This is a genomic window from Streptomyces rhizoryzae, from assembly GCF_023155275.1.
GTDB lineage: Bacteria > Actinomycetota > Actinomycetes > Streptomycetales > Streptomycetaceae > Streptomyces > Streptomyces rhizoryzae.
In genome coordinates, this window is the sequence record NZ_JALMUV010000008.1 from 174,813 (window position 1) to 196,768 (window position 21,956).

Sequence of the window (21,956 nt, forward strand, 5' to 3'; positions counted from 1 at the left end):
GCTGTGGATAACTGTGTGGATGGCCTTGGGTAGGGCTTGCGCCACGCCCCCGGTCGGGGTCCGCGCTACTTCCACTGCGTGGAGACGCCGAAACCCACCGCGATGAAGCCGAACCCGCACACGATGTTCCAGTTGCCCATCGCCTTGACCGGCAGATCGCCCTCGGAGACGTAGAACAGCACGATCCACGCGAGTCCGATCAGGAACATCGCCAGCATCAGCGGCGCGACCCAGCCCCGGCCCGAGTTCATCTTCAGGCTGGTGGTCTTCGCCGGCGGCGGCGTGAAGTCGTCCTTCTTGCGGATCCGTGACTTCGGCACGAGGAACTCTCCTGTCGATGTGCTGCTCCCCCGCTCCCCACGGCGAACGGGGCGGTCCCCCCGCCGCACGGAGCGGTACCGGACGGGAGCCAGGGTACGGACACGATGGGAACGGATTTCCTTCCCGGGCGTCCGTTAGCGTAGTGCTTCCGCGGCTTCGTAAGGAGTAAGGGTACGTTGAGCAGCACCGCCGGCTCCTCCGGGCGCCCCGGCCGCCTCCGGCTGCGGCCCGTCCGCCTCCTCACGCTCCTGGTCTTCGCCCTCGCCGGGCTGCTGTTCTGGCTGAGCTTCGACACCGCCCGCGGCACCAACCTCCGGTCCGACGACTCGATGCTGCGGCTCTCCGACCTGATCCAGGAACGCAGCCACAAGAACGGCGTCCAGGACGAGCGCAACGCCGGGCTGCGCGCCGAGGTCGACGCCCTGGCCCGCCGCGACACCGCCCCCTCCGCGAGCTCCGAGGCCCGGCTCAAGGGCCTGGAGAAGAGCGCCGGCAGCAAACCGCTGTCCGGCCCCGGCCTGACCGTCACCCTCACCGACGCCCCGCCGAACGCCACCCCCAAGATCCCCGGCATCCCCGACCCCCAGCCCAACGACCTGGTCATCCACCAGCAGGACCTCCAGGCCGTGGTCAACGCCCTCTGGCACGGCGGCGCCAAGGGCATCAAGGTCATGGACCAGCGGCTGATCTCCACCAGCGCGGTCCGCTGCGTCGGCAACACCCTGATCCTCCAGGGCCAGGTCTACTCCCCGCCCTACAAGATCACCGCGGTCGGCGACCGGGACGCCCTCAACCGCGCCCTCACCGCCTCCCCGGCCATCCAGAACTACCTCCAGTACGTCAACGCCTACGGCCTCGGCTGGAAAGTCGACCAGCACGAGGCGGTGACTCTTCCCGGCTACTCCGGCACAGTGGATCTCCACTACGCACAGCCTGTGCAGCCGTGACCCGCACCCCGCGGGCCGGCGGGGAGGGGCGACCGGATGACGGTGCGGTGGATCGTGCGGACGGCCAGCGAACTCTGCGTCACCGCCGGCACCCTGATCGTCCTCTTCGTCGTCTACCTCCTCTACTGGACCGGCGTGCGGGCCGACAGCGCCATGGACGGCGAGATCGGCCGGCTCCAGGACCGGTGGGCCGCCGGCCCGGTCGCCGCCGCCGACACCCCCGCCCCGGCGCCCGACCCCACCGCCCCGCCCCGCCGCTACCCACCGGGCCGCTCGTTCGCCGTGATGTACATCCCCCGCTTCGGCGCCGACTGGGCCAAACCCGTCCTGGAGGGCACCGGCACCGACGTCCTCCAGCGCGGCCTGGGGCACTACGACCGGACCGCCCGCCTCGGCGCCACCGGCAACTTCGCCGTGGCCGGCCACCGCCGCACCTACGGCGACCCGTTCAAGGACTTCCCGCGGCTGCGGCCCGGCGACGCCGTGGTGCTCACCGACGGCACCACGTGGTTCACCTACCGCATCGACAACCGCCCCTACACGACCCTGCCCACCGACATCGGCGTACTCGACCCGGTCCCCCGCGCGTCCGGCTACCCCGGCCCCGGCCGCTACCTCACCCTGACCACCTGCGAACCGGAATGGGGCCACAGCCACCGGCTGATCGCCTGGGCCCACCTGGATTCCACCCAACCCGTCGCCCAGGGAAGGCCGTCGGCTTTGCCCGGCTGACCCACCCGCCCACAGCCTCTCCCCTTACTCTGGTGTCGCAATCGACATCGTCAACGGCATCGGCAAGGGGACAGCGACAGCATGTACGGCTGGATCTGGCGGCATCTGCCGGGCACCACGTGGGTGAAGGCGCTGATTTCCGTGGTGCTCGTCCTGGCGGTGGTCTTCGTGCTCTTCCAGTGGGTCTTTCCGTGGGCGGAGCCGCTGCTCCCCTTCAATGACGTCACTGTCGACCAAGGGATGGCAGCCACCCGATGACCGCGCGGATTCTCGTCGTCGACAACTACGACAGCTTCGTCTTCAACCTCGTCCAGTACCTCTACCAACTCGGTGCCGAGTGCGAGGTGCTGCGCAACGACGAGGTCGCGCCGCGCCATGCCCAGGACGGTTTCGACGGGGTGCTGCTCTCCCCCGGGCCCGGCACGCCCGAGCAGGCCGGGGTCTGCGTCGAGATGGTCCGGCACTGCGCGCGCACCGGCGTCCCGGTGTTCGGCGTCTGCCTCGGCCTTCAGTCGATGGCGGTCGCCTACGGCGGCGTGGTGGACCGGGCGCCGGAGCTGCTGCACGGCAAGACCTCGCCGGTCCTCCACGAAGGCGCCGGTGTCTTCGCGGGCCTGCCCTCGCCGTTCACCGCCACCCGCTACCACTCGCTGGCCGTCGAACCGGACACCGTCCCGGACGAACTGGCCGTCACCGCCTGGACGGAGGCCGACGACGCCCCCGGCGGCCGGATCATCATGGGGCTGCGGCACCGCGAACTCCCCGTCGAGGGCGTGCAGTTCCACCCCGAGTCGGTGCTGACGGAATGGGGGCACCGGATGCTGGCCAACTGGCTGGTGGAGTGCGGCGACCGGCAAGCGGTGGAGCGTTCGGCGGGGCTTGCCCCGGTGGTCGGCAAGGCCGGCGCGTGACCGACCTGCGCCCCGAACGCGAAGGGCGGCCCTACCAGCCGCACGGGGAGCAGCCGTATCCGCCGTACCCGCAGGCCGCCGACGCCCACGGCCGCCCCGACGCGTTCGAGGCGGCCGTGGAGCGCCTGGACGACCCGCTGAACGACCCCCTGCCCGGCCCGGCCGCGGCCCCCCTGCCCGACCCCTACGAGCAGGCCCGGCCGGCGCCCCCCGCCGGCAGCGGAGCCGGCGCGGGCTCCCCGTGGTTCCGGCCCCACCAGCCGCAGGCCGGCCCGCCCCAGCCGCCGGCCGGCCCGCGCCCGGCCGCCCGGCACCGCAGGCCCGACCCCGAGGACACTCCGCAGGCGGCGGACCCGGCCGGTACGCACGGCCCGGACGCCGACGCCTACGGCCGGCTCTACGGCGGGCTCGCCACCGGTTCCTACGCTCCGGCCCCCGACCGCCCCGGGGAGTCGATACCCGGGCCGTACGGCGTCCCGGAGGCACTCACCGCGCCCCTCCCCACGATCTCTCCGCTGCTCCCGGCGCCGCCCGCACCGACCGCGGCGGCCGCCTACCCGTCCCGCACGGACGAGGAGACCATGGCGCTGCGCCAGGCCGGGCAGCGCGGACCGTACGGCGCCCCCGGCGATGTTTCACGTGAAACCGGCGCTCATGTTTCACGTGAAACCGCCAGCGCCACGGACACCGGTGTTTCCCGTGAAACCGGCTCCGCCGCGGCCGTTTCACGTGAAACATCGCCGTTGCCCGCCACCGGCGGCCGTGCGGCCCGACGCAAGGCCGCCCAGGCCGCCGCCCGGCGCGGCGGCCGCCACGGCCGCCACGGCTCCCGCGCCGCCGCCCCGTCCGCCGCCGCGGCCACCGAGGCGCCCAAGGCCCCCCTGACCCGTGTCGAGGCCCGCCGCGCCCAGCGCGCCGCGAAGGACAGCCCCGGCCTGATCGCCAGCCGCGCGCTGGGCGAAGTGTTCATCACCCTCGGCGTGCTGATGCTGCTGTTCGTCACCTACCAGCTGTGGTGGACGAACGTCATGGCCGACGAGGAGGCGGGCGGCGCCGCCACAACCCTCCAGCACCAGTGGGAGAGCGGCGGCGGCGAGAAGAAGAACCTCGCGGACGGCGAACGCTTCGGGATCATGTACATCCCCAAGCTCGACATGAAGGCCCCGATCGCCGAAGGCATCGACAAGCACGCGGTGCTCGACCACGGCATGATCGGCCACTACGACGCCAACAGCGGCATCAAGACCGCGATGCCCTGGGACAGGACCGGCAACTTCGCGGTCGCCGCCCACCGCAACACCCATGGCGAGCCGTTCCGCTACATCAACCGCCTCACCAAGGGCGACAAGATCGTCGTGGAGACGCAGAGCGCGTACTACACGTACGAGATGGTCAGCGTCCTCCCGCAGACCTCCCCGAGCAACACCAGCGTGATCGGGCCGGTGCCGCCGGGGTCCGGATTCACCGGTCCGGGCCGGTACATCACCCTGACCACCTGTACCCCGGAATTCACCAGTACCTTTCGTTTGATCGTCTGGGGCAAGATGGTCGACGAGCGGCCGCGGAGCAAGGGCAAACCGGAAGCGCTCGCCGGCTGAGCGGACAACTAAGGGGTGCGACGCGGTGACTGCCAGCGGAATCGACGAGGACAACGACCGGTCCGCGACGCCCCCGGCGCCGCCCTCCGCACGGCGCGGCCGGCGCGCCGCCGCCGCGGTCGTCAGCGTCATCGGTGAACTGCTCATCACGGCCGGGGTGGTGCTGGGCCTGTTCGTCGTCTACTCGCTGTGGTGGACCAACGTCCTCGCCGACCGCGAAGCCCACCAGCAGGGCGACCAGGTCCGCAAGCACTGGGCGAAACCGGGCCCCAAGGGCCCGGGCGAGCTGGACACCAAGGACGGCATCGGCTTCCTGCACGTACCGGCGATGGACAACGGCGAGGTGCTCGTGAAGAAGGGCACCGACTCCGACATCCTCAACGAGGGCGTCGCCGGCTACTACACCAAGCCCGTCACATCCGCCCTCCCGCAGGCCAAGACCGGCAACTTCACCCTCGCCGCGCACCGCGACGGCCACGGCGCGAAGTTCCACAACATCGACAAGGTCAAGGTCGGCGACCCGGTCGTCTTCGAGACCAAGGACACCTGGTACGTCTACAAGGTCTACGCGACCCTGCCGCAGACCTCGAAGTACAACGTCAGCGTCCTCGACAAGGTCCCCGCGGAGTCCGGCAAGCACCGGCCCGGCCGCTACATCACCCTCACGACCTGCACCCCGGTCTACACCTCGGAGTACCGCTACATCGTCTGGGGCGAGCTGGTGCGCACCGAGAAGGTCGACGCCGACCGCACCCCGCCGGCGGAACTCCGCTAGCCCCCGGCCCGCCCGCCCCGCACACGACGGAGCCCCGGCCGCCCTTCCCAGGGCCGCCGGGGCTCCGTCGTACGGACCGGACCGAGGTCAGTGCTTCTTGCCGCCCCAGCCGAACGGGCCGCCGAAGATACCGCCGTCGTTGTTCCCGCCGTTGTCACCGCCGTTGCCACCGACGGTGGTCAACTTCACGGGGGTCGACGCCGGGTCGGCCTGCGTACCCGGCTGCGGGTCCATCGCCATCACCAGCGCGTTGTCGTCCTGCGAACTGCCATCCGCGAACTGGATGTTGGTGAAGCCGGCCTGCTGGAGGATCTGCTTGGCGTCCTTCACCTTCTTGCCCCGCACCTCGGGGACCTGCGCCTGCGTCGACTTGCCCACCGTCAGCGTGACCGTCGAGCCCTGGGCCACCTGCTGGTTGCCGCCCGGGGACTGCGAGACGACCTTGCCGTTCTGCGCCGGGTCGGTGACGTTCTGGTCCGGCCCGCGGGTGACCTTGAAGCCCAGGTCGGTCAGCTGCTTCTGCGCCGCGTTGAAGTCCTGGCCGGACACGTCCGGGACGGTCGCCTTCGGCGCCGCCTTGGCCACCGACAGCGTGATCGTGTCGTCCTTGGCGGCCTTGCTCTGCGCCTTGGGGTCCTGGTCGACGACGGTGCCCGGCGTGGCGTCGGACTCCTTCGACGTCTGCTGGATGTCGGTGAAGCCCTTGCTCTTGAGGGTCGACTGGGCTTCCTCGAAGGTGTAACCCTTCACATCCGGCACGGTGATCTGCACCGCGCCCGAGCACATCGTGACGGTGACCGTGTCACCCTTGTTCATCTTGGTGTCGGCCGCCGGGTCCTGCTCGGTGACCTGCCCCTTCTTGGCGTTGTCGCACTGCTTGCTGCCGCGCTTGGCGACCTTGAAGGAGCTGTTCTCGCCGTAGGACTTCGCCTCCGCCAGCGTCTTCCCGACGAGGTTCGGCACGGTGATGCTGTTGCTCTTGTTCCCGTTGCTGAACATCGCCTTGCCGATGAAGATCGCACCGACCAGGACCAGGATCGCCGCCAGCACCAGCAGGATCGTCGAGAGGTTGCTCTTCTTCTGGCCGCCGCGCCGCCGGTCCCCGCGCTCCTCGTAGCCGTAGCCCCCGTCGTCCGGGTTCATCGGCGGCAGCATCGTCGTCTTCGGCCCCGGGTCCTGGGCCCGCAGCATCGTGGTCGGCTGGTCCTGCTCGCCGTACCCGACCGCGCCCAGCGCCGTGGTCGCCGCCACCGGCTGGCCGTCCAGCGCCGCCTCGATGTCGGCACGCATCTCATCGGCCGACTGGTAGCGGTAGTCCGGGTCCTTGACCAGCGCCTTCAGGACGATCGCGTCCATCTCCGGCGTGATCTCCGGATCGAACGTGCTCGGCGGCTGCGGCTCCTCCCGCACATGCTGGTAGGCCACCGCCACCGGGGAGTCCCCGACGAACGGCGGCCGGACCGTCAGCAGCTCGTAGAGCAGGCAGCCGGTCGAATACAGGTCGGAGCGCGCATCGACCTGCTCGCCCTTGGCCTGCTCCGGCGACAGGTACTGCGCGGTGCCGATCACCGCGGCGGTCTGCGTCATGGTCATACCGGCATCGCCCATGGCCCGGGCGATACCGAAGTCCATCACCTTGACCTGCCCGGTGCGGGTCAGCATCACGTTGGCCGGCTTGATGTCGCGGTGCACGATGCCGGCCCGGTGCGAGTACTCCAGCGCCTGGAGCACACCGATCGTCATCTCCAGCGACCGCTCGGGCAGCAGCTTCCGCCCGGAGTGCAGCAGCTCACGCAGCGTGGAGCCGTCCACGTACTCCATGACGATGTACGGGATCGACACCCCGTCGACGTAGTCCTCGCCGGTGTCGTAGACCGCGACGATCGACGGGTGGTTCAGCGAGGCGGCCGACTGGGCCTCACGGCGGAACCGGGCCTGGAAGGACGGATCACGGGCGAGGTCCGCCCGCAGCGTCTTCACCGCCACGGTGCGGCCCAGGCGGGTGTCATGCGCGAGGTAGACCTCCGCCATGCCACCACGGCCGAGCACCGAGCCCAGCTCGTACCGGCCGCCGAGGCGACGCGGCTCTTCCATAAGCTTCTCCAGCCCTCTCCGTCAGTCCCGACCGCACCCGTGCGTGGTCCGGCGGTGTGCTGTCCGGGCATACCGTACCCGGCACGCCGTACCGGACCGGGCCGGAGCCGAAACCTGATATCTGACCGGTATCGCACTCACCGGCGTCACCGCTCGCCTTCGATGACCGCCTCCATCACGCTCTTGGCGATCGGAGCGGCGAGCTTGCCACCGGCGATGTCGCCGCGGAGGGTGTCCGACCCCTCGATCACGACCGCCACCGCGACCGGGGTGCCCTTGCCGGTCTTCGCGTACGAGATGAACCAGGCGTACGGGTTGTCCTTGTTGTTCTCACCGTGCTGGGCGGTACCGGTCTTGCCGCCGACCGTGACCCCGTCGATCTGCGCGCTGGTGCCCGTGCCCTCCTTGACCACGGTCTCCATCATGCTCTGGATCTTCTGGGCGTTCTCCGGGCTCAGCGGCCGGCTCATCTCCTGCGGCGTGTGCTGCTGGACCACGTTCAGATTCGGCGCCACCAGCTGGTCGACCATGTACGGCCGCATCAGCTTGCCGCCGTTGGCGACCGCCGACGCGACCATCGCCATCTGAAGCGGCGTGGCGCGGTTCGACGCCTGGCCGATGCCCGCCATCGCGTTCTGCGGCCGGTTGTCCTTGGGGAAGACGCTCTCCGCGGCCCGCACCGGCGTGTCGATCTTCGCGTTGTTGAACCCGAACTTCTCCGCCTCGGCCTTCATCTTCGCGTTGCCGAGATCCGCGCTGATCTTGCCGAAGACCGTGTTGCAGGACACCCGCAGGGCCTCCCGCAGCGACACGTTCTCACAGGCGATGCTGCCCTCGTTGTTCAGCGGCTGGTGCGCGGTGTCCGGCAGGATGAACGGCACCGGCGAGTCGGTCTTGGAGTCGACGTCCGTGTACAGGCCGTTCTGCAGCGCCGCCGACGCGGTGACCACCTTGAACGTGGAGCCCGGCGGGTAGGTCTGCCGCAGCGCCCGGTTCAGCATCGGGTCGTCCGGGTTGTTCTGCTTCAGCAGCGCGTTGTACGCCTCGGCGTCCTTGTTGGTCATCCCCGCGAACGTCGACGGGTCGTACGACGGCGTGCTGGCCAGCGCCAGGATCGCGCCGGTCTCCGGGTTGAGCGCCACCACCGCGCCCTTCTTGTCCCCGAGCCCGTCGAACGCCGCCTTCTGCGCCTTCGCGTCCAGGGTGGTCACCACGTTCCCGCCCTTCTGCTTGCCGCCGGTGAACATGTCGACCGTGCGGCTGAAGAAGAGGCGGTCATCGGTGCCGGTCAGGATCGCGTCGTTCAGCTTCTCCAGCTGGTTGGAGTCGAACGCCTGCGACGCGTAGCCGGTCACCGGCGCCCACATCTTGCCGTTCTTGTACGTCCGCTTGTACTTGAAGTCACCGCTGTCCGTCGTCGTCGACCCGGTGATGGCCTTGCCGTCGACGATGATGTTGCCGCGCGGCGTGCTGTACCGCTCGATCGCCACCCGGCGGTTGTTCGAGTCGTTCTTGAGCTGATCGCTCTGCACGAACTGCACCCAGTTGACGCGGATGAGCAGGGCGAGGACGAGCAGGCCGCAGAAGACCGCGACCCGTCGCAGGGGCTTGTTCACGGGCGGACCACCTGGGTCATCTCGGCGTCGGTCGACGGGGCGGGGGCGGGAGCGGGACGGCGCGCGGTGTCGCTGATCCGCAGCAGGATCCCGACCAGCGCCCAGTTGGCGATCACGGACGAACCGCCCTGCGCCAGGAACGGCATCGTCATACCGGTCAGTGGGATCAGGCCGGTGACACCGCCCGCCACCACGAAGACCTGGAGCGCGAACGCGCCCGACAGGCCCACCGCCAGCAGCTTGCCGAACGGGTCCCGCGCCGCCAGTGCGGTACGGATGCCCCGCTCGATGAGCAGGCCGTACAGCAGCAGGATCGCCATCAGCCCGGCCAGGCCGGTCTCCTCACCGACCGTGGCGAGGATGTAGTCGCTCTTCGGGGCGATACCGCCGATCAGCCGCGAGTAGCCCTGCCCCAGCCCGGACCCGAGGATCCCGCCGGAACCGAAGGAGTACATCGCCTGCGCGGTCTCCGTGACCCCGCCGTTGAGCAGCTCCAGCGGGTTGAGCCAGTTGTGGACGCGCACCTGGACGTGGGACTCGAACGTCGCCACCGCGACCGCCCCGCCGCCGCTCAGCAGCAGACCGAACACGATCCAGCTGGTCCGCTCGGTGGCCACGTACAGCATGATCACGAAGAGGCCGAAGAACAGCAGCGAGGTGCCCAGGTCGGTCTCGAAGACCAGGATCATCAGGCTCAGCGCCCAGATCACCAGGATCGGACCGAGGTCCCGGCCGCGCGGCAGGTACAGGCCCATGAAACGCCGGCTGGCCAGCGCCAGCGCGTCCCGCTTCACCATCAGGTAGCCCGCGAAGAAGATCGCGATGATGATCTTCGCGAACTCGCCCGGCTGCAACGAACCGACGCCGGGGATCGTGATCCAGATGCGGGCGCCGAACCGGGCCGGGAAGAAGACCGGCGCGATCAGCAACACCAGCGCCAGCACCATCGAGATGTAGGTGTAGCGCTGAAGGACCCGGTGGTCCTTCAGGAAGATCACCACGCCGAGGAACAGCGCGACCCCCAGCGTCGACCACATCAGCTGCCCCGGCGCCATCGCCCCGCCCAGCTGCGGGGTGCTGATCTGCGGCTCCTGGTCCAGCCGCCAGATGAACACCAGCCCCAGACCGTTCAGCAGCGTCGCGATCGGCAGCATCAGCGGATCCGCGTACGGCGCCCACTTGCGGACGACCAGATGCGTCACGCCCGCCAGCAACCCCAGCCCCAGCGTGTAGCCCAGCGCCCCGGCGGGCACCGAACCGTCCTTCGCCAGGCCGACGTTGACATACGCGAACACCGGGATCAGCACCGCGAAGACAAGCAGGGCCAGCTCGGTGTTACGGCGACTCGGGGCGGCGAACGTGCCCACGGTCGTCGTGGTCGTTGTACTGCTCATGAAATCTCCGGCCCCCTACGCCCTCACTGCTGGGTGCTGCAATTCTTCTCCAGCTTCTGCTGCTCCTCGGACGGAGTCTGGCTGGGGGTGGGTGTGGGGGTGGGCCCGGCCGCCGCGGACAGCGCACCGGCCACGCCGCTGCCGGCGCCGGCCGTACCGGTCTTCCCGCCGGCCGACGTCCCGGGCTTACCGGGCTGCTGCCCGGCCTTGCCCTTGGCGCCCGCGGCCGCCCGCTCGGCGGCCTCCCGCTGCTCCTTGGCCTGGCAGGCATTGGCCTGCTTGCCGAGCTCGGTGACCTTCTCGCCGGCCTGGTTGCGGTTGTCGACCGCGATGGTCTCCTTGACCTGGTTGCGCTGGTACACCGGCAGGTACTTGAGTTCGATCTCGGGGTGGTCCTCGTCGACCGCGTTCAGCTTGATCCACGCCAGGTCCTGGCTGATCCCCCGGTACAGCGCCACATGATCGTCCTTGGCGCCGACGAAGTACTGGGTCTGCGTCCAGCGGTAGCCCCCGTACAGGCCGCCGCCGACCACACCCAGCGCCAGCACCGTGAACAGCGACGCCTTCAGCCACTTGCCGCGCCGCCGCGGCTTGAGGAACTCCTGGTCGGTGAACGCGCCGAACGAACCCTGCGGCGCCCCGCCGGCCTCCGGGTCCCCGCTCCCGGGCGGCCCGAAGGCACCCCCGGGCGCCGCCGTGTCCCGGCGGCCCAGCTCGGCGGCGCGCGCCGCGGGCGTCTGGAGCGTGCTGGGGTCGCTCAGCTGGTGCTGGTTCTCGGCGACCGCGCCGACCACGACGGGGGTGTCGTTCAGCTGCCCGGCCGCGGCCTCGTTGCCGTCCACGTCCAGGACGTCGGCGACGATGCAGGTGATGTTGTCCGGACCGCCGCCGCGCAGCGCGAGCTGGATCAGCTCCTGCACCGTCTCGTGCGGCCCCTGGTAGCCGGCCAGGGTCTCTTCCAGCGTCTGGTGGCTGACCACCCCGGACAGCCCGTCCGAGCAGATCAGGTACCGGTCCCCGGCCCGCACCTCGCGGATCGACAGGTCCGGTTCGACGTGGTCGCCGCTGCCCAGCGCCCGCATCAGCAGCGACCGCTGCGGATGCGTGGTGGCCTCCTCCTCGGTGATCCGGCCCTCGTCGACCAGCCGCTGCACCCACGTGTGGTCCTGGGTGATCTGGGTCAGCAGCCCGTCCCGCAGCAGATACGCCCGGGAGTCGCCGACGTGCACCAGGCCGAGCCGCTGGCCCGTCCACAGCAGCGCGGTCAGGGTCGTGCCCATCCCCTCCAGCTGCGGGTCCTCCTCGACCATCACCCGCAGCTGGTCGTTGGCGCGCTGCACCGCGCTGCCCAGGGAGGTGAGGATGTCCGAACCGGGAACGTCGTCGTCGAGCTGGACGAGCGTGGAGATCACCTCGGACGAGGCGACCTCGCCGGCGGCCTGGCCGCCCATGCCGTCCGCGATGGCCAGCAGCCGGGGACCGGCGTAACCGGAGTCCTCGTTGCCCTCACGGATCATGCCCTTGTGCGATCCGGCGGCGAAGCGCAGCGACAGACTCATGCGCACCTCACCCGTCGGCTCGGGGTACAGCCGGTCTCCTCGAGCCACACTGCCCACCCTCCGGTCGGGAGCACGCCCGGGTCCGTCGAGTGGACCGTTACGGCTCGCTCGCTCCGCTCGCTCATTGTCGTACTACTTCCGCAGCTCGATGACGGTCTTGCCGATGCGGATCGGGGCTCCCAGGGGAATCGGAGTCGCGGTCGTCAGTCGGGTCCGGTCAAGGTACGTGCCGTTCGTGGAACCGAGGTCCTCGACGATCCACTGGCCGTCACGGTCCGGGTAGATCCTGGCATGCCGGCTCGACGCGTAGTCGTCGTCCAGCACGATGGTGGAGTCGTGCGCCCGGCCCAGCGTGATCGTCTGGCCCTGGAGCGCGACCGTCGTCCCGGCCAGCGTGCCCTCGGAGACCACCAGCTTGGTGGGCGCCCCGCGCCGCTGCCGGCCCCCGCCGCGGCCGCCCTCCTGGCGGCGCGGCTGCTGCTGCTGGGGAGCGGCGGCCTGGCGCTGGGTGCGCGGTTCCGGGGCGCCGCGCCGGGCGGCGCCGCGCTGTGTGACGCGCGTGCCGAACAGATCGCTGCGGATGACCTGGACGGCCACGATGACGAACAGCCACAGTACGGCGAGGAAACCCAACCGCATGACCGTGAGGGTCAGCTCTGACATTGCCCCCGCTTCACCCTTCGGCTTGCCGGTAAACGATGGTGGTACTGCCCACGACGATCCGCGAGCCGTCGCGGAGACTAGCGCGGGTGGTGTGCTGCCCGTCCACCACGATGCCGTTGGTGGAACCCAGATCCTGGATCGTGGGGGGCGTTCCGACCCGGATCTCGCAGTGCCGCCGGGACACCCCGGGGTCGTCGATCCGCACATCGGCGTCGGTGCTGCGGCCCAGCACCAGGGTCGGGCGCGAGATCTGGTGGCGGGTGCCGTTGATCTCGATCCAGCGCCTGGTCTGCGCGTAGGGCTGCGGTCCGGCGCCGGGCGGCGCCGTACGGGGCACCGGCGGTGCGCCGGGCGGCGGCGACGACGGCATCGGCGGCGCCACATGGCCGCCGGGGGGCGGCTGCGTCCCCGCGGCCCGCGCGGCCGCGGCCTGCCCCGGCCGCTCCTGGGACGTGCTGGAGGCGAGCGTGCGGCTGCGGACGCGGTACAGGCCGGTGTCGAGATCGTCGGCCTTCTCCAGGTGGACCTTGATCGGGCCCATGAAGGTGTACCGCTGCTGCTTGGCGTAGTCGCGGACCATGCCGGCCAGCTCGTCGCCGAGCTGGCCGCTGTACGGGCTCAGCCGCTCGTAGTCCGGAGTGCTCAGCTCGACGATGAAGTCATTGGGGACGACCGTGCGGTCGCGGTTCCAGATGCTGGCGTTGTTGTCGCACTCGCGTTGCAGCGCGCCGGCGATCTCGACGGGCTGCACCTCGGACTTGAACACCTTGGCGAAGGTGCCGTTGACGAGACCTTCGAGACGCTGCTCGAAGCGCTTCAGTACTCCCACGGGGCACCTCCTTCCCCAGTCTTCCTCAGGGTCGTCCTGATACTGCTTACTGATCGTATCCACGCGCCGGGAAATCGGGTGGTTCCCCTTTCCCGCCTGGAGGACGAGTGTCGCCCACCACAGGGTTGCCCGGTGCCCGCCGTCCTCCCGCCGCTCACCTCCGCCGCCGTCCGTCACTGCGATCGTAGATGTGCCCCGTAACCAGTGTCCCGCAACCGCCGACCCGCCACAGGGGGCGGGGGCGGTCGCCGGCCGGAACCGGGCAGACCTTCCGGAGCAACGTACGGGGTCGCCGCGGAGTGCCCTCAAGGACCCCGCGGGCCGGGGACCGGGGAAAAGGCGTGTGAACGCACCCCCGACACCGTGCTAATGTTCTCGGTGTCGGAAGGCGCTCCCGCAAGACCCGGACCGAACGGCCCGGATCTCGTGAGAGAATAAACCGGCAACACCCAATGCGCGGGTGGCGGAATAGGCAGACGCGCTGGATTCAGGTTCCAGTGCCCGAAAGGGCGTGGGGGTTCAACTCCCCCCTCGCGCACAGATGAGACCCCCGGTCTCCGGAGAAATCCGGACCGGGGGTTTCGCGTTGTGCGCACCCGCCCGCGCCGCCCGCGCCCCGCGCGGCAACGCCCCCGCCTCCGGCGCCGGGTGAGGGTCGTCACGTGAGCGGCGCGACGTGAGGCTTACGTCACATCGCCTGCTCCGCTTGCCCGTTCACCGCACCCGGCGGCCTTGGAAGTGACCGGCGTCACGTCCCGTACCGCGGCCTGGAAGGCCCGCACCCGGGCGGTCTCCCGCGCCGCGTGGTGCACCACCCCCAGCCTGGAGGGCGCGACCCCGTCCACCGGCACGAACACCACGTCCCGGCGGCCGTGGTACTCCGTCGTCGAGCGGCACAGCAGCATCCCGCCCCGGCCCGCCGCCGCCAGCGTCAGCCCCTCCTGGAGCGTGCTGACCCGCGGGCCGGCCGGTATCGGGCGCCCCCGCGGGGTCGCGGCGGGGGTCTGCGCGGCGCGCCAGTACGCCGGCGCCGGGCCGTCCGGGCCGATCAGCGGCAGCCCCGCCAGCTCCTCGGCGTCCAGCGCCGCACGGGCCGCCAGCGGATGGCCGGCGGCCACCGCCAGCGTCTGCGGCTGCGCCGGGAACACCGCGCCCAGCGCGAGGTCCGGATCCGCCACCGGCAGCAGCGCCACCGCCACGTCCACCGCACCGCTGTGCAGCGCCCCGAACGGATCGCACAGCGGGAGCTCCACGATCTCGGTGGCGCACCGCGGGTGCCGGGCCTGGAAGGTCTCCATGGCCCGCATGATCCGGTCGTTCGCGGTCCCCTGGAAGCCGACCGTGAGCCGCCCCTCGACGCCCCGGGCCGCGCTGCGGGCGCTGTCCACCGTGGCGCGCAGCGCGTCGTAGGCGGGGCGCAGGGACGCCCGGAACTCCTGGCCCAGCGGCGTCAGCCGGACCCGGCGGCTGGTGCGGTCCACCAGGCGCGCGCCGATCCGGGACTCCAGGGAGCGCAGCAGCTGGCTGACCCGGCTCTGCGAGACGTACAGCCGCTCTCCCGTGCGGCCGAAGTGCAGCTCCTCGGCCAGGACGAGGAAGCACTCCAGCTCGCGGAGTTCCAGACCGGGAGCGCCGCCGGGGGAGACGCGGGCGGTGGGGGAGGTCGGGCCGCTCATGGGTGCCTTCCCGTGGTCGGTCGATGAGTCCTGCTCATAGAAGGGTGAGCGCTTCGCCGTTGTTCCCGCGGGCCGGCGGGCGTTGGCTGGAAACCATGGTGAACAGCGAGACCGCGGGCACCGCGGAGACGGGGAGGAGCGGCCAAGCGGCCGCTGTTCCCAGGGGATTGGGGCGTGGGCGGGGCGGCGGGTGGCCGGCGGTGGGGGCGCTGGCGGCGGCCACCTGCACGGTGGTGACGTCGGAGATGCTGCCCGTCGGCCTGCTGACGCCGATCGGGCGGGAGCTTCGGGTGTCGGACGGGACGGCCGGACTGTCCCTGACCCTGACGGGCCTGGTCGCCGCGGTCGCCGCCCCGGTGCTGACCCTGCTGATCGGCCGCCGGGACCGCCGCGCCGTCCTGGCCGTCCTGATGGCCGCGCTCACCGCCGCCAACCTGCTGGCCGCGTACGCCACCGGGATCGGGGTGCTGCTGGCCGCGCGGGCCCTGGTGGGCGTCGGTATGGGCGGGGTGTGGGCGATCGCCTCGGGACTCGCGGTGCGGCTGGTCCCCGAGCGGCGGGTGGCCGCGGCGACGTCCCTGGTCTTCAGCGGTGTCGCGGCGGCGTCCGTCCTGGGTGTCCCGGCCGGCACCCTGGTGGGTGAACTGGGCGGCTGGCGCGCGGCGTTCACCGCGATGGCCGGGGTCTGCGCGGTGGTGGCCCTCGCGCTGCTGGTCCTGCTGCCGCCGCTGCCCGCGGCCGGCGCGGTGCGGCTGCGCGGCGTCCTGGGGCTGCTGCGCCGTCCCCCAGTGGCCACCGGGCTGCTCCTGGTCGCGCTCCTGGTGACGGGCCACTTCGCCGCGTACACGTATGTGCGGCCGGTCCTGGAGGCGGTGGCCGGTGCCACCCCCGGCCAGCTCGGTACGGCGCTGCTGGCCTTCGGGGTCGCCGGGCTGGCGGGGAACTTCGCGGCCGGGGCCGGCGCGGCCCGGTCCCCGCGGACCGCGCTGGTGGGCATCTGCGCGGTGCTCACGGCGGCGGTGCTGCTGGTACCCCCGGTGGGCCGCGCCGCCGGTTTCCCCGGGGCGGCGGCGCTGGTCGCGGTGTGGGGCCTGGCGTACGGCGGGGTGTCGGTCAGCACCCAGACGTGGCTGATGACGGCCGCGCCCGATGCCCGGGAGGCGGCGTCCGCGCTGTTCGTGGCGGTGTTCAACGGGGCCATCGCGCTGGGCGCGCTGGCCGGCGGCCGGGCCGCGGACGGCTGGGGGACCGGCGGCGTCGTCCCGCTGGCCGGCGCGCTCGCCGCGGGCGCCCTGCTCACGGCGGCCCTGGGGCGGGCGCCGCGCCGGGGGGGCGGGGCCGGGGGCGGTTTCGTAGGGCCGGGGTGGGGCCGTGGCGGGCCGGGGAGGGCTCGTGGGGGCCGGGACGGGCTGGTGGGGCCGGACGGAGCTCGGTGGGCCGTGGTGGGCGTCCCGGGCTGCCGGGAGGCGTCCTGGTCCGCCGGGGGCGTCCTGGTCCGCCGGTGGCGGTGAGGGCCGCCGGGGGCGGTGAGGGGCGCCCCCGGCCGGTGCGGGCCCTCGTCCGGCCGCCGTGGAGGGTCAGGCCGCGAGGCGGGCGACGAGGGCCTTGGCCTTGGTCTCGGCCTCCTGGAGGGCCTTGGCGCGCGAGGCCTCGTAGAGCGGGACGAGCTCGGCCATCGCCGGGTTGCTGGGGGCCATGGTCAGCTCCGGGACGATGAAGTCGACGTCGAGTCCGAAGCCGCCGTGCAGGACGGCCTCCAGGTAGTTCCGGACGTACTCGAAGGGCTCGCGCGGGGTGCCCGGCGCGTAGGAGCCGCCGCGGCTGGCGACCACGACGACCGGCTTGCCCTTCGCCGAGGGGTTCTCGCCCGTGGTGCGGCCCATGATGATCACCTGGTCGAGCCACGCCTTGAGGGTCGAGGGGATCGTGAAGTTGTACATGGGCGCGGCGATGACCACGGCGTCCGCCTGCTCCAGTTCCTCGGCCAGTTGCGTGCGCAGCGCGAAGGCGGCCTGCTGCTCCGGGGTGTGGGTGGCGGGGTCGGAGAAGCCCGCGGAGGCCGCGACGCCGTCGAGGTGCGGTATCGGGTCGGCGGCCAGGTCGCGGTGGATGACGGTGCCCTCGGGGTGCTGCTCCTCCCAGGTCTTGCGGAACGCCGCGGTCACCGCACGGGAGGCGGAGGCGCCCTCGGGGAAGACCGACGAGTCGATGAGCAGAAGCGTGGCCATGGGATCGGTCCTTCGCTGAAGGGGCCGGACGGACCGGCCGGTGGTTGAAATTCGTACGTCACTATTCATAACACAGGGACTTACTTTTTTGCAGTAGCCAACCGCGAGGGCGGTACGCTGGGTGTATGGCGGACCACACCGAGGCGATGTGCAGACAGGTCGACAACGGCATGACGCGCGTCTTCGAGCTGTTCGGGAAGCGCTGGACGGGTCTGATCGTGGCCACCCTGATGCCGGGCCCCGTCCACTTCGCCGACCTGCGGCGCGCCATCCCCGGCATCAGCGAGCGGATGCTCTCCGACCGCCTGATGGAACTGGCGGCCACCGGCCTGGTCGTCCGCGAGGTCGACGCCGGCCCGCCGCTGCGCGTCTCCTACCGGCTCACCGAGGCCGGCCGCGCCATGGAACCCGCCCTGAAGGAACTGGGCCGCTGGGCGGAGACCTACCTCGCCGACGGGGGGCAGTGCCCGGAGCGCTTCCGGAAGTGAGGCGGGCGGGGCGGGGCGCGGCTGCGCCTCCGGGGCCTGCCGGGCCGCGGTGGGCGTGCTCCTGCGGGACGGGTGGGGGTGCGGCCCCGTCGGGTGGGCGCCGGTGCGTTCCCGTGGGGCCGGGAGGTGTCAGTCGAGCCGTTCCTGGGCGGCGTTGTAGCGCGCCAGGTAGGAGGCGAAGCGGTCGAGGTCTTCCTCGCTCCAGTCGGCGAGCCGCTCGTGGAACGCCTGGCGGCGGCTGGCGGTGACGTTGGCGAGGACCTGGGCGCCCTCCTCGGTGGGGTGCAGCACCTGGACGCGGTGGTCGTCCGGGTCGACGCGCCGCTCGACGAAGCCGAGTTTCTCCAGCGCGGCGATCTGCCGGCTGACCGTGGACTTGTCCAGGAAGTAGTGCGCCGCGAGGTCGGTGGCGCGGCATCCTCGCTGGTCGTCGAGGTGGGCGAGCAGGGTGTAGGAGACCAGGGAGAGCTCGGGGTGCATCCGGGCGGCGGTCGCGCGGGCGCGCCGGGCGAACGCGGTCATCTCCTGCTGGATGATCTCGACGGAGTCGTCGCGGTGGGTCACGGAGTTGCCTTTCGGTGAACTAGTTGTATAGTACAACATGGATGGAGAGTTGCAATTGCCAACTAGTGGCCCGGTGGGGCGCCGGGGCGCTGGGCCTCCTCCCCGGCGCCCGGCCCCCGGCCCTTCCGGGAGGCCGTGGGGCGTCCGGGGCGCGCGGGGCGCTGCGGAGCCGTTCACCGCCTCCCCGCCGCTCCCACCACCGTGAGCCACCCCCGGCCACAGCTGAACGACCAGACCGGACAGCCGCACCACCGGCCCGGACGCACTACCGAGAAGGCTTGCCCATGACCGCGGACCGACGCCGTCCCGACCACCGAAGCGACCACCGGGGCGAACGCCGCAGCGCCCGCCCCGGCGAACGCCGCAGCGCCCGCCCCGGCGAACTGCGCCACGTGATGACGCATCTGCTCACCCCGCTGCTGATGTGCATCGGGATGGGACTGGCCTACCTGGGCGCGTTCGCCAACCCCGCACCCCACCACCTCCCCGTCGCCGTCGTCGGCACCGGCACCTCCGCCCAGGTCCTCGCCCAGACGCTCAACGACCGGGCCCACGGCGACCTGGAGGCCCGCACCGTCCCCGACCGGGCCACCGCCATCGGCCAGTTGAAGAAGCAGGAGATCTTCGGCGCCTATGTGGCCGGAAGCGGCACGCCCGCCTCCGGGACCGCGGCCGCACCCGGAGCCCGGACGACCGGCGGCACGGACACCGCCGACCGGACCACCGTCACCCGCGGAACGCACACCACCGGGCGGGCGGCCACCGCCCCCGGTGCCGGCGCCCGGAAGACCCCCGAACTCCTGGTGGCCACCGCCGGCTCCGACACCAGCGCCACCGTCGCCGAGAAGATCTTCACCCCGCTCGCCGCCCACCAAGGCGCCCCGCTGAAGATCACCGACGTCGCACCGACCGCCAAGGACGACCCGACCGGCCAGGGCATCTTCTTCCTGATGGTCGCGATCAGCATCGGCTCCTACGCCTCGGTCGCCGTCATCGGCGGCGCCGGAGCCGTCCTCCCGCTCCGCCTCCGCGGAGCCCTCGCCCTCGGCACCTCCCTCGTGGTCGGCATCATCGGCACCCTCTTCGCCGGCCCCGTCTTCCACCTGGTCGACCACGGCCTCGCCGGCCTGTGGGGGATGGCCTGGCTCTACTCCGCCGGCATCCTGCTGATCGGCACCGGCCTGCACACCTTCCTCAAGCGCTGGACGACCCTCGGCGTGATGGCGCTCTTCGTGATGCTCAACTTCACCTCCTCCGGCGGGATCTTCCGCCCCGAGATGCAGAACGGCTTCTTCGCCGCCCTGCACTCCTTCTGGAACGGCGCCGGGTTCGTGGAGGGCACCCGCAGCCACCTCTACTTCGACGGCCACGGCCTCGCCGGACACGTGGGGACGCTGGTGGGCTGGCTGCTCGCGGGCGTGCTGATGCTCGGCGCGGCGGGGCTCGCCGAGAAGCGGCGGCGCACCGCGGAAGCGGAAGCGGTGGCCAACGCCGGCGCGGTGGCGGCCGCGGCGGTGGCGGCCACGGTCCCGGAACACGCCCCGGGCCGGTCCGGCGGCCAGGACTCCGCCCGAGCGGACGCGGACAGGGACGTGGACGTGGAGGAGGAGATGGAGGAGGCGGTGGGGGTGTAGGACGTCGCGGGGCGGTGCGGTCGCGGCGCGGGTGCGGGGTGGGAGTACGGGCGAGGGGGCTGCGTGGTCGGTGTGGGGCCGGGCTCGGTCGGCAGCGGGGTGGGGTCCGGTGGCCCGGCGTGCGGTGACTCCCATCGGCGGGTGATCCGCCGTATCCGGAGTTATCCACAGGCTCGGCGGGGGTCTGGTCGAGGTCGGTAACGTCAGTGACCGGCGCACCGGAAACGGCCGGAGCGCCGGACGCGGGGGGTGCCGGTGTGCCAGCGCGCACCCGGGATGCCGCGTGAAGCCAGGGTCGTGAAGGGGGAGGTGGCCCGCTGTGACGCGTGTGCCGTACGTACCGGGGTTCGCGAGGGCGGACGAGGAAGGGCCGTCGGCCAAGGCCGTGGGCCGGGCGCTGCGGGAGCGGTTGCCGCGCGGCGAGCAGGCGCGGCTGCGCCTCACGGCCGGTCGGCCGGACGCGGTGGCCGCCGTAGAGGAGTCCAACGCCGGGCGACTGCCAGAGCTGACGCCCATACGGGTCGGGCGGATGGCCGCCGGCCCCTTCGCCTTCCTGCGCGGCTCGGCCGGACTCATGGCCCACGATCTGGCGGAAAGTCCGGTCACCGGCATCGGCGCCCAGATATGCGGAGACGCGCACGCCGCCAACTTCGGCCTCTATGCCGATGCCCGCGGCGGCCTGGTGATCGACCTCAACGACTTCGACGAAACCGTCCACGGACCGTGGGAATGGGACGTCAAGCGGCTCGCGACGTCGACCATCCTGGCCGGCCGGGAAGGCGGCGCGAGCGAGGACGACTGCCGGGCGGCGGCCCAGGACGCCGCGGGCGCGTACCGGCGCACGATGCGGCTGCTGGCCAAGCTGCCGGTCACCGAGGCGTGGAACGCCATCGCCGACGAGGAACTGGTCTCGCACACCGACGCCCGGGACCTCCTCGGCACGCTGGAGCGGGTGGAGGCCAAGGCGCGCAGGAACACCAGCGCGCGGTTCGCGGCGAAGTCGACCGAGCGCGGCCCGGACGGCGGTCTGCGGTTCGTGGACGCGCCGCCGGTGCTGCGGCGGGTGGCGGACGCCGAGGCGGCGGCCGTCGCCTCGTCCCTCGCCGGCTACCTGGGCACCCTCCCCGAGGACCGGTTGCCGCTGCTGGCCAGATACGCCGTGCACGACGTCGCCTTCCGCATCGTCGGCACCGGCAGCGTCGGACTGCGGTCGTACGTGGTGCTGCTGCTGGACCACCGGGGCGAACCACTGGTCCTCCAGGTGAAGGAGGCCCGCCGCTCGGTCCTGGCGCCGTATGTGGTGAAGGCCGGCTTCCCGGCGCCGCCGGCGCAGCACGAAGGGCGGCGGGTGGTGCTCGGCCAGCGGCGGATGCAGGTGGTCAGCGACCTGCTGCTGGGCTGGACGACCGTACGGGAGGACGCGGCGGACGACGGCATACCCGGCATACCCGGCATACAGGAGGTGCGAGGAGCAGACGGCGCACAGGGGAGGAAGGAGACGGCTGGTGCGACGGCGCGCGGTGATCACGGTGACGGGGGCGCGCCGGACGGTCCGGGTGCGGGACTGCCGTTCCAGGTCCGGCAGTTCCGGAACCGCAAGGGCAGCGTGGACCCGGCCCAGCTGACCGGCGGGCAGCTCGACGACTACGCCCGGATGACCGGCGCGCTGCTGGCCCGCGCCCACGCCCACAGCGCCGACCCGCGCGTCGTGGCCGGCTACTGCGGCAAGGGAGAGGCGCTCGACGAGGCGATAGCGGCGTTCGCAAGGGCCTACGCCGAACGCACCGAGGCCGATCACGCGGACCTGGTCGCGGCGATACGCAGCGGACGCGTCGCTGCGGAGAGCGGGGTGTGAGCGTCGGTCGGGGTTGTCGCGGCGGGGCGGGGTGGGACGGGGCGCCGTGAGGTGCGGCCCGTGGGGTGGGGG

General features: G+C 72.0%; 20 protein-coding genes and 1 tRNA gene. 11 read left to right on the forward strand and 10 right to left on the reverse strand.

Going from position 1 to position 21,956, the window contains the following annotated elements:
• Nucleotides 1–65 precede the first annotated feature (65 nt).
• A complete protein-coding gene (gene crgA, locus MUU72_RS09915; RefSeq protein ID WP_248012793.1) occupies nucleotides 66–320 on the reverse strand; it encodes a cell division protein CrgA in 255 nt (84 codons plus the stop codon).
• A 177-nt stretch (nucleotides 321–497) separates the two neighbouring features.
• Here crgA and MUU72_RS09920 point away from each other — a divergent pair, with 177 nt between their 5' ends.
• The 6 genes from MUU72_RS09920 to MUU72_RS09945 all read left to right on the forward strand — a co-directional run bounded on the left by MUU72_RS09920 (nucleotide 498) and on the right by MUU72_RS09945 (nucleotide 5,284).
• Nucleotides 498–1,268, forward strand: coding sequence for a DUF881 domain-containing protein (locus MUU72_RS09920; RefSeq protein ID WP_248012794.1), 771 nt, complete (start codon nucleotides 498–500; stop codon nucleotides 1,266–1,268).
• Between the two features lie 36 nt (nucleotides 1,269–1,304).
• Nucleotides 1,305–2,000, forward strand: coding sequence for a class E sortase (locus MUU72_RS09925; protein WP_248012795.1), 696 nt, complete (start codon nucleotides 1,305–1,307; stop codon nucleotides 1,998–2,000).
• A gap of 81 nt (nucleotides 2,001–2,081) precedes the next feature.
• Nucleotides 2,082–2,258: a hypothetical protein gene (locus MUU72_RS09930; protein WP_016572301.1), complete on the forward strand. Its 177-nt coding sequence runs from the start codon at nucleotides 2,082–2,084 to the stop codon at nucleotides 2,256–2,258.
• Nucleotides 2,255–2,911 (forward strand): aminodeoxychorismate/anthranilate synthase component II, encoded by a 657-nt coding sequence (locus MUU72_RS09935; protein ID WP_248012796.1) that lies wholly within the window; start codon nucleotides 2,255–2,257, stop codon nucleotides 2,909–2,911. Before MUU72_RS09930 ends, MUU72_RS09935 begins: the two co-directional genes overlap by 4 nt.
• Nucleotides 2,908–4,509 (forward strand): class E sortase, encoded by a 1,602-nt coding sequence (locus MUU72_RS09940; protein ID WP_248012797.1) that lies wholly within the window; start codon nucleotides 2,908–2,910, stop codon nucleotides 4,507–4,509. The genes MUU72_RS09935 and MUU72_RS09940 overlap by 4 nt, the downstream gene beginning before the upstream one ends.
• Before the next feature lie 25 nt (nucleotides 4,510–4,534).
• Complete coding sequence (locus tag MUU72_RS09945; protein WP_248012798.1) at nucleotides 4,535–5,284, forward strand: class E sortase; 750 nt, start codon at nucleotides 4,535–4,537, stop codon at nucleotides 5,282–5,284.
• Between the two features lie 87 nt (nucleotides 5,285–5,371).
• Here MUU72_RS09945 and pknB read toward each other — a convergent pair whose 3' ends face one another.
• The 6 genes from pknB to MUU72_RS09975 all read right to left on the reverse strand — a co-directional run bounded on the left by pknB (nucleotide 5,372) and on the right by MUU72_RS09975 (nucleotide 13,439).
• On the reverse strand, nucleotides 5,372–7,378 hold the full coding sequence (gene pknB / locus MUU72_RS09950; protein WP_248012799.1) for a Stk1 family PASTA domain-containing Ser/Thr kinase: 2,007 nt from the start codon (nucleotides 7,376–7,378) through the stop codon (nucleotides 5,372–5,374).
• A 146-nt stretch (nucleotides 7,379–7,524) separates the two neighbouring features.
• Nucleotides 7,525–8,994: a peptidoglycan D,D-transpeptidase FtsI family protein gene (locus MUU72_RS09955; RefSeq protein ID WP_248012800.1), complete on the reverse strand. Its 1,470-nt coding sequence runs from the start codon at nucleotides 8,992–8,994 to the stop codon at nucleotides 7,525–7,527.
• Entirely contained in the window at nucleotides 8,991–10,388 is a 1,398-nt protein-coding gene (locus MUU72_RS09960) for an FtsW/RodA/SpoVE family cell cycle protein (RefSeq protein WP_248012801.1), read from the reverse strand. The genes MUU72_RS09955 and MUU72_RS09960 overlap by 4 nt, the downstream gene beginning before the upstream one ends.
• Before the next feature lie 23 nt (nucleotides 10,389–10,411).
• On the reverse strand, nucleotides 10,412–11,947 hold the full coding sequence (locus MUU72_RS09965) for a PP2C family protein-serine/threonine phosphatase (protein WP_248012802.1): 1,536 nt from the start codon (nucleotides 11,945–11,947) through the stop codon (nucleotides 10,412–10,414).
• A gap of 132 nt (nucleotides 11,948–12,079) precedes the next feature.
• Nucleotides 12,080–12,610 carry an FHA domain-containing protein FhaB/FipA gene (locus tag MUU72_RS09970; protein ID WP_248012803.1) on the reverse strand — a complete coding sequence of 177 codons (531 nt, stop codon included), beginning with the start codon at nucleotides 12,608–12,610 and terminating at the stop codon, nucleotides 12,080–12,082.
• A gap of 10 nt (nucleotides 12,611–12,620) precedes the next feature.
• A complete protein-coding gene (locus tag MUU72_RS09975) occupies nucleotides 12,621–13,439 on the reverse strand; it encodes an FHA domain-containing protein (RefSeq protein WP_248012804.1) in 819 nt (272 codons plus the stop codon).
• Between the two features lie 454 nt (nucleotides 13,440–13,893).
• Here MUU72_RS09975 and MUU72_RS09980 point away from each other — a divergent pair.
• Nucleotides 13,894–13,977: transfer RNA gene (locus MUU72_RS09980), tRNA-Leu, on the forward strand.
• A gap of 145 nt (nucleotides 13,978–14,122) precedes the next feature.
• Here MUU72_RS09980 and MUU72_RS09985 read toward each other — a convergent pair.
• Nucleotides 14,123–15,115, reverse strand: a complete 993-nt coding sequence (locus tag MUU72_RS09985) for a LysR family transcriptional regulator (RefSeq protein WP_248012805.1) — start codon at nucleotides 15,113–15,115, stop codon at nucleotides 14,123–14,125.
• A gap of 200 nt (nucleotides 15,116–15,315) precedes the next feature.
• Between MUU72_RS09985 and MUU72_RS09990 the strand changes: the two genes are divergently transcribed.
• Nucleotides 15,316–16,626: an MFS transporter gene (locus tag MUU72_RS09990; RefSeq protein ID WP_248012806.1), complete on the forward strand. Its 1,311-nt coding sequence runs from the start codon at nucleotides 15,316–15,318 to the stop codon at nucleotides 16,624–16,626.
• 66 nt (nucleotides 16,627–16,692) lie between these two features.
• Here the strand turns inward: MUU72_RS09990 and MUU72_RS09995 are convergent, their stop codons facing one another.
• Nucleotides 16,693–17,343 (reverse strand): FMN-dependent NADH-azoreductase, encoded by a 651-nt coding sequence (locus tag MUU72_RS09995; protein WP_248012807.1) that lies wholly within the window; start codon nucleotides 17,341–17,343, stop codon nucleotides 16,693–16,695.
• 125 nt (nucleotides 17,344–17,468) lie between these two features.
• Here MUU72_RS09995 and MUU72_RS10000 point away from each other — a divergent pair, with 125 nt between their 5' ends.
• Nucleotides 17,469–17,831 carry a winged helix-turn-helix transcriptional regulator gene (locus tag MUU72_RS10000; RefSeq protein WP_248012808.1) on the forward strand — a complete coding sequence of 121 codons (363 nt, stop codon included), beginning with the start codon at nucleotides 17,469–17,471 and terminating at the stop codon, nucleotides 17,829–17,831.
• 129 nt (nucleotides 17,832–17,960) lie between these two features.
• Here the strand turns inward: MUU72_RS10000 and MUU72_RS10005 are convergent, their stop codons facing one another.
• Nucleotides 17,961–18,395: a MarR family winged helix-turn-helix transcriptional regulator gene (locus MUU72_RS10005; protein ID WP_248012809.1), complete on the reverse strand. Its 435-nt coding sequence runs from the start codon at nucleotides 18,393–18,395 to the stop codon at nucleotides 17,961–17,963.
• Between the two features lie 284 nt (nucleotides 18,396–18,679).
• Between MUU72_RS10005 and MUU72_RS10010 the strand changes: the two genes are divergently transcribed.
• Both MUU72_RS10010 and MUU72_RS10015 read left to right on the forward strand, forming a co-directional pair.
• Nucleotides 18,680–20,029, forward strand: a complete 1,350-nt coding sequence (locus MUU72_RS10010; protein ID WP_248012810.1) for an ABC-2 transporter permease — start codon at nucleotides 18,680–18,682, stop codon at nucleotides 20,027–20,029.
• Nucleotides 20,030–20,348: 319 nt separating this feature from the next.
• Entirely contained in the window at nucleotides 20,349–21,884 is a 1,536-nt protein-coding gene (locus tag MUU72_RS10015; protein ID WP_248012811.1) for a DUF2252 domain-containing protein, read from the forward strand.
• The last annotated feature ends 72 nt before the right edge of the window (nucleotides 21,885–21,956 follow it).